At 66.4% G+C, this 12,760-nt stretch carries 10 protein-coding genes; 3 read left to right on the top strand and 7 right to left on the bottom strand.

Features of this window, described 5'->3' with window-relative positions:
* Positions 1–27 precede the first annotated feature (27 nt).
* Positions 28–981: an alpha/beta fold hydrolase gene (locus AC4D2R_RS01525; protein WP_490936788.1), complete on the top strand. Its 954-nt coding sequence runs from the start codon at positions 28–30 to the stop codon at positions 979–981.
* A gap of 12 nt (positions 982–993) precedes the next feature.
* Here the strand turns inward: AC4D2R_RS01525 and AC4D2R_RS01520 are convergent, their stop codons facing one another.
* The 6 genes from AC4D2R_RS01520 to AC4D2R_RS01495 form a co-directional block, all read right to left on the bottom strand.
* Positions 994–2,094 (bottom strand): hypothetical protein, encoded by a 1,101-nt coding sequence (locus AC4D2R_RS01520; protein ID WP_490936786.1) that lies wholly within the window; start codon positions 2,092–2,094, stop codon positions 994–996.
* A gap of 143 nt (positions 2,095–2,237) precedes the next feature.
* Positions 2,238–3,044, bottom strand: a complete 807-nt coding sequence (locus tag AC4D2R_RS01515; protein ID WP_490936784.1) for an SGNH/GDSL hydrolase family protein — start codon at positions 3,042–3,044, stop codon at positions 2,238–2,240.
* Positions 3,045–3,061: 17 nt separating this feature from the next.
* Entirely contained in the window at positions 3,062–4,417 is a 1,356-nt protein-coding gene (locus tag AC4D2R_RS01510; protein WP_490936782.1) for a UDP-glucose dehydrogenase family protein, read from the bottom strand.
* A 16-nt stretch (positions 4,418–4,433) separates the two neighbouring features.
* Positions 4,434–5,567 (bottom strand): glycosyltransferase family 4 protein, encoded by a 1,134-nt coding sequence (locus tag AC4D2R_RS01505; protein ID WP_490936780.1) that lies wholly within the window; start codon positions 5,565–5,567, stop codon positions 4,434–4,436.
* A 297-nt stretch (positions 5,568–5,864) separates the two neighbouring features.
* The gene (locus AC4D2R_RS01500; protein ID WP_490901058.1) at positions 5,865–6,269 is read right to left on the bottom strand and encodes a RidA family protein; all 405 of its coding nucleotides are present in this window, start codon (positions 6,267–6,269) and stop codon (positions 5,865–5,867) included.
* A gap of 290 nt (positions 6,270–6,559) precedes the next feature.
* On the bottom strand, positions 6,560–8,020 hold the full coding sequence (locus AC4D2R_RS01495; protein ID WP_490936778.1) for a protein adenylyltransferase SelO: 1,461 nt from the start codon (positions 8,018–8,020) through the stop codon (positions 6,560–6,562).
* 268 nt (positions 8,021–8,288) lie between these two features.
* Here AC4D2R_RS01495 and AC4D2R_RS01490 point away from each other — a divergent pair, with 268 nt between their 5' ends.
* The gene (locus AC4D2R_RS01490) at positions 8,289–10,124 is read left to right on the top strand and encodes an immune inhibitor A domain-containing protein (protein WP_490936776.1); all 1,836 of its coding nucleotides are present in this window, start codon (positions 8,289–8,291) and stop codon (positions 10,122–10,124) included.
* A gap of 236 nt (positions 10,125–10,360) precedes the next feature.
* Complete coding sequence (gene nhaA, locus AC4D2R_RS01485; RefSeq protein WP_490936774.1) at positions 10,361–11,767, top strand: Na+/H+ antiporter NhaA; 1,407 nt, start codon at positions 10,361–10,363, stop codon at positions 11,765–11,767.
* Positions 11,768–11,786: 19 nt separating this feature from the next.
* On the opposite strand, the gene AC4D2R_RS01480 is transcribed toward nhaA, so the two are convergent.
* Positions 11,787–12,608 (bottom strand): GAF domain-containing protein, encoded by an 822-nt coding sequence (locus AC4D2R_RS01480; protein WP_490936772.1) that lies wholly within the window; start codon positions 12,606–12,608, stop codon positions 11,787–11,789.
* Positions 12,609–12,760 lie beyond the last annotated feature (152 nt).

The following is a 12,760-nucleotide window of genomic DNA, read 5'->3' as shown; positions in this document are numbered from 1 at the left end:
GCACAAGGGAGTCAGTAGCGTGAGGGGATGAGTGAGATTATCCGCAGAATCAGGGCGGGTGGAACGGCCGGGTTGCTTGGAAGGGGCCAGGCCACCCCCGTGCAGGTCCCCCTGCCGGAGCCGGACGGCATCCGGCACTCCTTCGTTGAGCTGCCGGGGCTGCGCATGCACGTGGCTGAAGCAGGCAGCGGCGAGCCGGTCCTGCTGCTCCACGGATTCCCGCAGCACTGGTGGCAATGGCACTCCGTCATTCCGGCGCTCGCGGAACACTACCGGGTGATCGTTCCCGACCTGCGGGGAGCCGGCTGGACCGATGCACCTTCCCGCGGTTATACCCGCGATCAGCTCCTCGCCGACGTCGTGGGACTGCTTGACGTCCTGGGGCTGGACCGCGTGCGCCTGATCGGGCATGACTGGGGCGCCCTCGTCGGCTTCCAGCTTTGCCTGCGCCACCCGGAGCGCGTGCGGCGGTTCCTCTCGCTTGCCATCCCCCACCCCTACATGCGCTTCAACCGCCGGCTCCTTTCGACAATGCCGCACGCGTGGTACCAGCTGGCGATCATCGCTCCCGTTGTGGGTCCACGGTTCCTGGGCAAAGGCAGCCAGCGGCTGCCGCGCTACCTGTTCCGACGCTTCGCGACAAACCAGGAGGCCTGGGCCGGGCAGGACCTGGAACTCTACCTTGCCCCACTGCGTGAGCCGCGGCGCGCGCGGGCCGGGTCCGCCCTGTACCGCGGCTTCATCACCCGCGAGTTCGTCCGCATCATCACCGGCGCCTACGGCGGCAGCCGGCTCAGGACGCCCACCCGGATCCTCGTGGGTGCCGATGACCCGGTGGTGCGCCCCGAGTTTCTTTCGGGCTTTGAGAAGCACGCAGACGAACTCGCGGTGGAGGTGGTCCAGGGGTGCTCGCACTTTCTCCCCGAGGAGCAGCCGGCCGCCGTTGTGGACCACGCACTTGAGTTCCTCGCACGGGCCTGAAGCGCCCTTCCGTCAAACCCCTTCCAGCACCGGCTCCATCGGTGCCGGAACCCCGCCGGTCCACCGGTGGAGCCGAAGGGTGCTGGTGTGCCCCGGACGGCCGGACGCCGATGCGGTCCCCTGCTCCGAGAGGTAGTAGTACCCGCCCCCGAGCGCCGCGATGCCGACGTCGGCGGTCAGTTCCCAACCGTGTATCCCGGAAGCCGCGTCGTGCAAGCCGCCCCGGTGCAGTTGCAGCACCTTTCCCCACTCCGGCTCCGACTGCCCCCGAAGGGGTGTTTTGACAGGCGGGTGGGTGCCGTCGATGAGGAACAGGGGGTAGTTCGGGAAGGCTTCCTTGGCGCCCCGGTAGACGCCCATGAACCAGTGCCCGGTGTGGGAGTCGTACTTGAGGTTCTGTACGCCGAAGCGGGTGTTTCCGGTGAAGACGAAGAACTTGTTGTCCGGTGCGGCCGGGCCGCTGGAGTGCGGCCGCGATTGATACAGCGGCCTCTCGTACTCCCGCCACCGCGCGGTGTCGTACTGGAGAAGCACCTGATAGTCGTTATCGGTCCGGTGCGTATCGGAGTAGATGCCGTAGGCGACCATCAGCCGCCACGGACCTGTCGGATCGCCCGGGGTGGGACCGAATGAAATCCCGTCAATGCCGCTGCAACCGTACCTGTGCCTGCGGGTGCCCCCGTCTCCGCCGACCGCTGCGGTGAAGTCGTTCCCCACCTCCTTCAGGCACACAGTGGTGAGCACCCCGTCGGTTTCCGCGTCCAGGTTGCTGCGCGTGATCCTGTCCACGTCGAAGACCGCCACATGGAACGACGCCTCCGCCTTGTACTCGAGGGAGCCGTACACCCGCCCGTCGCCGGGGTTGAAATCCACGTCGCCGAGGTGCCCGGTAAACCCGGTGACCGAGCCGACCACGGCGCCCCGCAGGTCCGTCTTGACCAACATCGTGGTGAAGGAAAAGTAGACGAAGCCCTTCTCCTGGTCGACGGCGATGCCCTGCACGTGCCCCGTCTGCCAGGGGCCGCTGTCGATGCGCGGCGGCAGAGTCCGCGACGGCGCCGGGGCGGACGCAGGAACGAGGGACCGGGGCGGGGCGTACAGGACGGAACTCATCGGCGGTCTCCTGGGAGGTACGGGCAGGATCGGCCCGCCGCCACGGCGGAAGCGGGCACCCTCAGGGTTCCAAGGTCGAACGAACAGCGGCGGACACGTGCGTGACGCCGAACTGAACAGCAGGCGTCATCTGTCCGGCACCGTTACTTCCCGGATTTCACAAGCCGTCGCAGGCCGCCGTGCGGGGGCACGACCACCGGTGCGGGCCAGCGGGGCTGCAGGTCATCGCCCAAGGTGACCCTGCGGATCTTCCGGTGGGCAAGCGGCAGTACCCACTCGTGGACCCATTGGCGTTGTGTCCGTTCCCATTCCCGAAGTGTCCGGGGCGGGGCGGGCTCCCACTGCTTGAGTTTCAGCGAGTGCGCCACGCCGAGGCGGTCGAGGACCTGGGAGGCCATGTATTTGTGCCCGGCCTTCGACATGTGGAGGCGGTCGGATGCCCACATGCGGCGGTCCCGGTAGGCGTCCATGGCCCAGTAGTCGACCAGCACCGCCCCATAGCGTTGGGCGATGTCCCGCACGCCATCGTTGTAGGCGTGGTTGCGTTTCCGGAGCACCCGCAGCGCGGGCGTGACCTCGACGTCGTAGCCGGTAAAGAGCAGCAGTGTTGCGCCGGTTGCAGCAAGCGGCGCAACGAGTTCCTCGTACGCCCGGAGCAGTTCGGTGACGTTCGTCCCGGCATCCATGACGTCATTCCCTCCTGCGTAGAGGGTGATCAGGGTCGGCTTCAGGGCCAGTGCGGAGGGAAGCTGCTCGGCTGCGATGTGCCGCAGGCGCTTGCTGCGGATGGCAAGGTTGGCGTACTCCCAGCCCGGGTCGGCCTTCGCGAGTCTCTCGGCCACCCGGTCGGCCCAGCCGCGTACGCCGTTGGGCAGGTGTTTGTTCGGGTCGCCCACGCCCTCGGTGAAGGAATCACCGAGGGCGACGTACCGTCCGGCGGCGGGCCTCACGCTTCGGGGTGGCGGGGTCAGGGCACGGATCCCGAGCGGGAGCGGGCCGCGGAGGGCACCGTCCACTGCCCGCGGCCGACGCCCCGGTATTCCCACCCTGCCGATCGCCACTGGTCCGGGTCCAGGGCGTTGCGTCCGTCAAGGAGGGCCCGCCGGGTCACCAGGGAAGACACCGCGTGCGGCTGGAGGGAGCGGAATTCCTTCCACTCGGTCAGCAGGACGGTCAGTTCGGCTCCGCGCAGCGCCGTCACGGTGTCCTCCACGAAACGCAGCTGCGGGTAGTGCAGCCACGCATGGGCGGCGGCCCGCGGATCGGTCACCGTGACATCGGCCCCGGCGAGGGCAAGCCTCAGGGCGATGTCGATGGCGGGGGAGTCGCGGATGTCGTCGGTGTCAGGCTTGAATGCGGCTCCCAGGACGGTGATCCGGCGCCCCGCCAGTTCCCCGCCGCACATCTCCACCGCCGTTTGGTGGATCCGTTGCCGGGCTTCGCTGTTCATTGTGTCGACCAGTTCCAGGAGGTTCCCCAGCGACGGGGCGCCGGAGTCGAGGGCCTGCGCCCGGAGCGAGCGGATGTCCTTGGGGAGGCACCCGCCCCCAAAACCTGCCCCGGAGTTCAGGTACCTCGAACCGATCCGCGGGTCCAGGCCGAGCGCCCGGCTGAGGTCGACCACGTCGGCGCCGACATTTCCGCACAGTTCGGCGATGCCGTTGAGGTAGGAGATTTTGAGGGCAAGGAAGGCGTTGGCTGCGGATTTCGTCAGTTCCGCCGTCGCCAGTCCTGTGACGAGTCGCGGCACCCCTGCATGAAGCAGGGGTGCGTAGACCTCATCGAGGGCGCGGGCCGCCCGCATTCCGGCTCGTCCCTCCGGCACGCCGTAGACCAGGCGGTCCGGCTGCAAAGAGTCCTGGACGGCCGTGCCCTGCCGGAGGAACTCCGGGTTCCACGCGAGGTCCGCACCGGTGCCCTCGAGCAGGCGGGTCAACGCGGTGCTGGTCCCCGCAGGAACCGTTGACTTGCCTACAACGGTGGTACCCGGGCGGAGGTGATGGGACAACGCCTCGACCGCCGAGACGACGTAGGTCAGGTCGGCGCGCTGCGTGGTTTTTTCCTGAGGCGTGCCCACACAGATGAAGTGAAGGTCGGCGTCGGCGGCCTCCCCGATGTCGGAGGTAAACCGCAGCGTGCCTTCCCTGAGACCGGCTGCGAGGAGCGTTTCGAGTCCCGGCTCATAGAAGGGGACGGCGCCGACCGAGAGCTGGTCCGCCCGTGCGGGATCGGTGTCGACCCCGGTGACGGTGTGGCCGAGGGAGGACAGCGCGGCCGCGTGGACGGCGCCAAGGTAGCCGCACCCAATGACAGAAATCTTCATGATGTTCCCTAACGGATCAGAGGCGGAGCAGTGCGTGGTCGTGGATGGCTTCGTCGTAGTGCCGGATGAGCAGTTCGCAGAGCACCGGCCAGGTGCGCCCCTTCACGCTTTCGGAGGCGGCAGCGGCAAACGCGGCGCGCTTTGCGTCGTCTCCGATCAGGTCAAGGACCCGGCTGCGCAGCTGCTGGAGGTCGCCGGGGTCGTACAACCAGCCAGTGCGCGAACTTTCAACGAGGTCCACCGGCCCGCCCCTGCCCACCGCAACCACCGGAACGGCCGAGGCCATTGCTTCCTGGATTGTCTGGCAGAACGTTTCCAGCTCGCCGGGATGAACGAAGAGGTCGAGACTGGCCACTGCGGTTGCCAGGGCGTTCCCGGAGAGGAAACCAGTGAAATGGGCGTTCGGCAGTGCCGCTTCAAGGGCCGGCCGCTGAGGTCCCTCACCGATCACGACGAGGCGGGTGTCCTTAATGTCCGCAAGGACGCGCAGGTCCTCCACCTGCTTTTCCAGTGCAAGCCGTCCCACGTACCCGATGAGCTTCTCCCCGTTGGGGGCGATCCGCGCCCGCAGGGCCGGGCTGCGCCGCGACGGGCGGAACCGGCCCGTGTCGACTCCCCGGCGCCACAGCTGCACCCTCGGGATGCCGCGCAGCTGGAGCTGATTGACGGCGGAGGTGGAGGGCGCCAGGGTGCGGGCTGCACCGCCGTGGATGTTCTCGACCCGCTGCCAGGCCCAGTTCTCCAGGAACGGCAGCCCGTACCTGGCCGCATAGCCGGGAACATCCGTCTGATAGACCGCTACGACCGGTATGCCCAGTTGGGCCGCGGCCCGCACGGCCCGCCAGCCAAGTTCGAACGGGGAAGCGAGGTGAACGACGTCCGGGGCGAAATCGGCAAGTATCCCCCTGACCCGGGCGACACCACCGACGGCAATGCGGACGCTGCCGTAGCCTGCCAGCGGAACCGAAGGAAGCCGCCGGACCGGGGCACCGCCGTCCTCGTGGGTCGGTTCCGCGGTGCCGGGGCCGCCCGGTGCAATCACCAGCACCTGATCGCCCCGCAGGGCGAAGTGTTCAAGCATCTTCTGCACGGAGTGCGTCACCCCGTTGAAGGCGGGCAGGAATGTTTCAGCGACAATCGCGATCCTCACCCCATCACCGTTCCATCCGTCCACTGATCCGGGGCGTCCTCAAGGTGACGTCCGGCGAAAGGCTCAGTGAATAGAAGGCGCGGTGTGGGCGCGGGCAGGATACGTCGCGGCCCAGTTCCTCGGTGGGGCCCTGGCATCGGTTATCTTCGCTGCGAGCACAGGGCCCGTGGCGGTCAGCATCGGCTACGTCCGGACCGAGACCGCCTCGGGCCCGGCATTGTCACCGGGTCCTTCACCTCACTCTGGCCCTACCTCGCGGGGCCGGTACTCGGAGCGCTGCTGGCAGCTCCGGTTCTCCTAACCTTCCAGTGTGAGGTCCACGTGGGCGGCGATTTCCACCAATTGGTCCGGCAGCGCCAGTCCAACGACTCCGAAGATGTTGCCCGTGGGCCGGTGGTCCCCGAAATACTCCTTGTGGATCGCTGCAAATTCGGAAAAGTGCTCCGAAAGATCCCGCACGAACACATTTGTTTCAACGATCTGGCTGCGCCTGGCATTGAAGTGCGCGAGGACCCGGTCCAGATTGTCGAACGTTGCGCGGACCTGCTGTTCGAAGTCTCCGGCGTGCAGGAAGTTGCCTTCCAAATCGTGGGAGAGCTGGCCGGATATCCTCAGGAAGGTTCCGACTCTGCGTCCCTGGCAGTACCCAAAGGCGTCTTCCCAAGGGAGTCCGAAACTGAAAACCGAATCCGTGTTGTCCATCTCATTTCCCGTCTGACTGTGAAGGTAAAAGGTAAGGACCACAGAGCCGGCTGAGGTCCGCGCCAGGCACCCCCAGATGGCCGTGCGTGTTTCAGCCATAGCCCGATGAATCCACGATAGGCGCGGCCCGCGCTCCACAAAAGGAATGTGGATTACCGGAACGAATGTGAAGTGGACAGCGAAGCCCGCGGCCCGGAACCCGGCCCTGCGGCGCTTCGGTCTCGTGCAATCAGCGCCGTGCCGAGTCAGTCAGTGCATGCGACAGGCAGAAACCTGCTCAGCGCGGAGGCTCAGGTGCCGCAGAAGGTCCGGTAGAAACCGAAGTCCTCAGGAGCGCCGGCGGCATAGCGCTCCAAACCGGGGCGCTCCTCGTATGGGGCAGCCAGCACCTCAACCAGGCGCGTGAGGGGATCCAAGTCACCTTCGGTTGCAGCGGCCAGGACCTCCTCAACGAGGTGGTTGCGCGGAATGTAGACGGGGTTCACCCGGGCCATCACCTCGGCGTCCGGGCCCAAAGCCCGCCAGCGCTCTAACCAGGGATCGAACCCCGTCCGGTTGGTGAACAGGTTCCGGGCGGATTCGCCGTCGTTTCCGCCCGCGGCTCCGAGGCTCCGGAAGAACGACGTGTAGTCGACGCGGCCCTCCTGCATCAGGGTGAGCAGCTCGTTCACAAATGGGTGCGCCGCTTCGTCGTCGATGCCGGGCAGCCCGAGCTTGGACTTCATCCCCGCAAGCCAGGCAGCGCTGTACTGGCTGCGGAATGCGCCGAGGGACTCGACCGCGAATTCCACGGCCCGCTCCTGGTCAGCATGGATGAGGGGCAGGAGGGTCTCGGCCAACCGGGCAAGGTTCCACTCCGCCACGAGCGGCTGGTTGCCGTAGGCATAGCGTCCGCCATGGTCGATCGAGCTGTACACCGTGGCCGGGTCGAAGGTGTCGATGAACGCGCAGGGTCCATAGTCGATGGTCTCGCCCGAAATGGTCATGTTGTCCGTGTTCATGACGCCGTGGATGAAACCCACGAGCATCCACTGGGCAACAAGCGACGCCTGCGCGGCCACAACCGATTGGAACAGTGAAAGGTAGGCATTGTCGGCCCGCGCCGCCTCAGGATAGTGGCGGTCGATGGCGTGGTCGGCCAGCCGGCGCAGCAGGTCGGCGTTCCCGGTTGCCGCAGCGTATTCGAAACTGCCAACGCGCAGGTGGCTGCTCGCCACGCGGGTCAGCACCGCTCCCGGGAGCATCGTCTCGCGGCGGACCGGCTTCCCGGTGGCCACGACGGCGAGGGAGCGCGTGGTGGGGATGCCCAGGGCGTGCATCGCCTCGGCCACGATGTACTCCCGCAGCATCGGTCCGACCACGGCCAGGCCGTCGCCCCCGCGGGCGAAGGGTGTGCGCCCTGAACCTTTGAGGTGCACGTCGCGAAGACGGCCCTCGGCGTCGGGAATTTCGCCCAACAGGAGGGCCCGCCCGTCTCCGAGCCGCGGATTGTAGGTGCCGAACTGGTGGCCGGCATACGCCTGCGCCACAGGAGTTGCACCATCGGGGATCGAATTGCCAATCAGGAATGCCAGTCCCTCCGGCAGTCGCAACGTGTCGGGGTCCAGCCCCAGCCCGCGGGCCAACGGCTCATTGAGCACAAGCAGCCGCGGCTCGGGAACTTCCTCCGCCTGCCAGGGGATGGCCATCTCCGGGAGTTCCTGGGCGAAGCGGCCCTCGAAGGTGATCTTTTTGTGGGTTGGCACGCTCATTTATCAACAGTACGTCCGGAGCAGCGCCCGGTGACACCTCGAGAAAATACTTGCGGCCGTTCCGCCGACGGGCACTATACGAACTCAGCCGCGTTTCCACTAGGTCCCCCACGAAAAGTGGTCACTGTTCGAAATAGGCCCGGAAACCGTCCCAGCCCGGTGCTACTGTCCCTCGCAGAACGGGCGCTTCAGGCACCACGTTCGCAACAACTGGCCCTCATCCAAGGGTGTCTTGCTCTAGCTGGGAAATTTTCACTAAGGAGAACAGTTGAACCTCACCACTCGCACCCGGGGGCTGCGGTGCGCGATCGCGCTCGCCGTAACCGGCGCCGTCGTTCTTACCCCCGCGGGCACCAACGCGACCCCCGGCGCTGCCCCGGTCTCACCCGCCGCAACCTCCGCCTCCTCCTCCACCGCGTCACCGAGCGCCGAAGGAGCGGCCGCAAAGGCCGACGACCGATCCGATCCCGCCGCCGAGGAGCGCCGGGTCCTCAACCAGCAGGCCGTGGAAAAGGTCATCTCCGGCGCCGCACGGGTAGAGGACCGCAACGGCTCCAGGGCCGTGCAGGTCGCGCCCGGCCAGTGGGCCGAATACGGGCTTGAAGATACGGACCGGATCCTCTCGTTCCTCGTCGACTTCGGCGACCAGGTGGACCCGCGCTATCCGGCCTCCGCGCCCGGGCCCAAGCGGAACACCATCAGGGAACCGAACCGTGCGGTGGACAACTCAACCTACTGGTCGCCCAACTTCGACCGCGCGCACTACCTCGACATGTTCTTCAGCCCGGAAGGCGAATCCCTCAAAGGCCTCTACGAAGAAATGTCCAGCGGCCGCTACACGGTCGACGGTGACGTCAGCGACTGGGTGACCGTGCCCTACAACTCGGCCAGCTACGGTGAAACCGAGAGCCAGGCGGACATGACCCGCTTCGTCCAGGACACCGCCAACGCCTGGTACGACTCGCAGCTCGCCGCCGGGAAGACTCCCGCGCAAATCGACGCGTACCTCGGCTCCTTCGACGAGTGGGACCGCTACGACTTCGACAAGGACGGCGACTTCGACGAAGCCGACGGTTACATCGACCACTTCCAGGCAATCCACGCCGGCGAGGGCGAGGAGGCCGGAGCGCCGTCCTCGGCCATCTGGTCGCACCGCTGGTCCGTCGGCCAGGCCGGCCGGGGCACCTCGGGCCCCGCCGCCAACCCCTACGGCGGCATCAAGATCGGCAACTCCAACATCTGGATCCGCGACTACACCACCGAACCCGAAAACGGCGGCCTGGGCGTCTTCGCGCACGAGTACGGCCACGACCTCGGCCTGCCCGACCTCTACGACACCAGCGGCGGCGAGAACGGCACCGGCTTCTGGACGCTCATGAGCTCCGGCTCATGGCTCGGGCACGGGAAGGAATCGATCGGCACCACCCCGAACCACATGGGTGCGTGGGAGAAGCTGCAGCTCGGTTGGCTTGACTACGACGTCGCAACGGCCGGTGAGGCCTCGGTGCATACCATCGGACCGTCCTACCACGCGACCAAGGCCCCTCAGGCCGTCGTCGTTAACCTTCCCAAGGATGCCGAGGGCAAGAGCCGCTTCTACCTCGCGGAGAACCGCCAGTACGGTGGCTACGACGCGACCCTGGCCACGGGACCATACAACTTCGGCTGGAGTCTGACGGCGCCGGACACGGTTGAGCACTTCCCGTACCAGGACGGCCTGAGCATCACTTACTGGAACACGGCCCAGCGCAACAACAACACCCGCCAGCACCCGGGGGCCGGGCTCGCCCTGCCGGTCGATGCCCATCCGAAGGCCCTGACCTGGTCCGACGGCACCGTTGTGCGGAACCGGATCCAGAGCTACGACGCCACCTTCGGCAAGCAGCCAACCGACCCGCTGAGCCTGCACCGCCAACTGGCGACCGGCATGACGACGCTCACCGCGCCGTCCCAGCCCGGAGTCGCCGTCTTCGACGACACCAACCCGAATGCCTACTACGACGCCGCCAACCCGCAGGGCTCCGTCGTCGTGGCCGGAACAGGTACCCGAATCGAAGTTTTGCAGTCGAACCCGGGCGGTTTCATGACGCTTCGGGTGAAGTAGCACCCGCGTTGCGGGCGGAGGGGCCGGGAGGAATCTCTCTGCCCCTCCGCCAGCCTGGGAATGCCCGATGCGGAAGCCCTATACCCATGCCGGCGGGCTCACGGGGATCGCGACCAAGTACGGGGAGTTTCGCGACGAACGCGCGGTCGGCGCGAAGGGTCGGCTAGGATTGGGGGTGGTGTGCCGGGAAGTCTGGTCGGCAGTTTAATTGTCGAGCGACGATTCAGGAGCGCACTTTGAAAGAGAATTCCCCATTCCACCCGGAAACCGCGGTTCTTGCACGCGGCACCTACGCAGAGAAACTGCGCATCGGGGAGATCCTCCGAAAGGAGACGGTCGGGGGGATCCTGCTCGTCGTCGCGGCCGCCATCGCGATCATCTGGGCCAACTCCCCGGCAGCGGACAGCTACTTCGCCCTGCGGGACCTGCGCATCGGATATGAGCCGTGGCATCTGGACCTGAGCCTCGGCGCGTGGGCCGCCGATGGTCTGCTCGCCATCTTCTTCTTCCTCGTGGGCCTTGAGCTCAAGAGGGAGTTCGTGGCCGGCGACCTCCGCAGCTTCAACAGGGCCGTGGTGCCCGTCGCCGCCGCGGTGGGCGGCGTCATCGTTCCCGCCCTGGTGTATGTGGCCGTGAACCTTGCCAGCCCGGAGACCCTTGGCGGTTGGGCCATTCCCACCGCCACCGACATTGCCTTCGCGGTCGCCGTCCTCGCGATTGTCGGATCCCACCTGCCCAGCGCCCTGCGCATCTTCCTGCTCACCCTGGCGGTCGTGGATGACCTGATTGCGATCTCCATCATCGCGATCTTCTATTCGGGGGACCTCCATCCCACCCCCCTGCTCCTGGCGCTCATTCCGCTGGCCCTGTACATCGTGCTGGCGCAGAAATACACCCGGTTCTTCGGCATTAAGCCGGCGGCGGCATGGCTCATCCTGCTGCCGATCGGCTTCATCGTGTGGGCTTTGGTCCACGCCGGTGGGATCCACGCCACCGTGGCCGGGGTGCTCCTTGGGTTCGCCGTCCCCGTTGCCCGCAGCCGGGCCAGCGGAGGGCCCGGCGCCGGGCCGGGATTGGCCGAGACATTCGAGCACCGCTTCCGCCCGTTGTCCGCCGGATTCGCCGTCCCCGTCTTCGCGTTCTTCTCCGCCGGCGTGGCCGTCGGAGGGCTCGCCGGGCTCGGGGCGGCGCTCACCGACCCCGTCGCCGTGGGCATCGTAGCCGGACTCGTTGTGGGTAAGCCGATCGGGATCGCCGGCATCACCTGGCTGCTCACGAAAATCACCCCTGTGCGGCTCGACCCGGCTTTGCGATGGATTGACCTGATCGGTGTGGCGCTGCTGGCCGGTATCGGTTTCACCGTGTCGCTGCTCATCGCCGATCTCAGCTTTGCGGCCGATCCGGAGACCAACGACAGTGCCAAGGTCGGCATTCTCGCCGCATCACTGGTTGCCGCACTGTTGGCCTCAATCATCCTGCGTGCACGCAACAGGCATTACCGGCGCATTGAGGCCGAAGAGGAAGTTGACGCCGATCGGGACGGGATACCCGATGTGTACCAGCAGTCCACGGACGGGCAACCCGTGGGCGGGCCGGACGCCGTCGATCCCGGTTCCCCAGCCGGGAACCCGAGGCATCAGTAACTTCGGAAGAGGATCGCTGCTAAGTCGCCACTTCTTTTTGTGCCTGGCGGGCGAGACCCAGGAGAACTTGTTCGTCCCGCTCAGTGAATGCACGGGGCTTGTCGTCAATAATGCACAGGGTGCCGATTCGCCAGCCGCCCGGCCCTACCAGGGGGAAACCGGCGTAGAAACGGATGTGGGGCAGTTCCAGGACAAGCCGGTTATGGCTGAAGCGATCGTCGTGAAGAGCATCGGTCACGACCATGCAGCCATCAGCGCGAATGGTCTCATTGCAGAAGGAAATCGCGCGGGGAACGTTCTGCCCGATCGGCCCGCTGAGCGACTTGATGAACTGCCGGTCCTTGCCGATGAGCGCAATGGAGGAGGAACTGACGTGGAACAGTTCTGTGGCCTGACGGGTGATCTGGTCGAAGCGTTCCTCATTGGCCGAGCCGAAGAGGCCGGTCTGGTGCAGTGAATCGAGCCTGCGGGCTTCATATTCTTCCGGGTTCATGAGGCCGCGCGCTTCTGACGTGAACCGGGTTATCTGCTCGTCCGTGCAGCACCCGAGCGTATTGAAGGCCGTCTCGGGGTAGCCCGAGGCCTTCGAGACAACGTCCGTCGAGTACGCCGCCCGCCGCGCGGGGGACGCCAGATCGTCGAGCAACTCGTTCACGGCATGGGCGATCATATCCCTCTGAAGGCCATCAACGAGCAGCAGGCCGTGCAGGTAGCCTGCGACTTCGAGTTCATCGCACATTCCACCCATGCTGATGTGATTCATCCATACCTCAGCGACGCTGAGTGCGCCCTGGGTTGCGGCCTGCACGGTGGACCACTGCTGGACGTGGGGTTCCATCATGAAGTCGTCGAACCTCCCTTTTGTACAAGCTCTAACCATAACCGCCCCGGCTCGGTGTGCGCATGCAATATCCGGGTGCCGGGGTCAAGGGGGCGGGTAAAAAGACCAGTGGGTTTGAGGCGAAATCGGGTAGATCCGGTGCTTCGTTGCCA

The organism is Arthrobacter sp. TJ-217 (genome assembly GCF_058269255.1).
The sequence above is the reverse complement of the archived record's forward strand: the minus strand, read 5'-3'. Positions and strand labels throughout refer to the sequence as shown.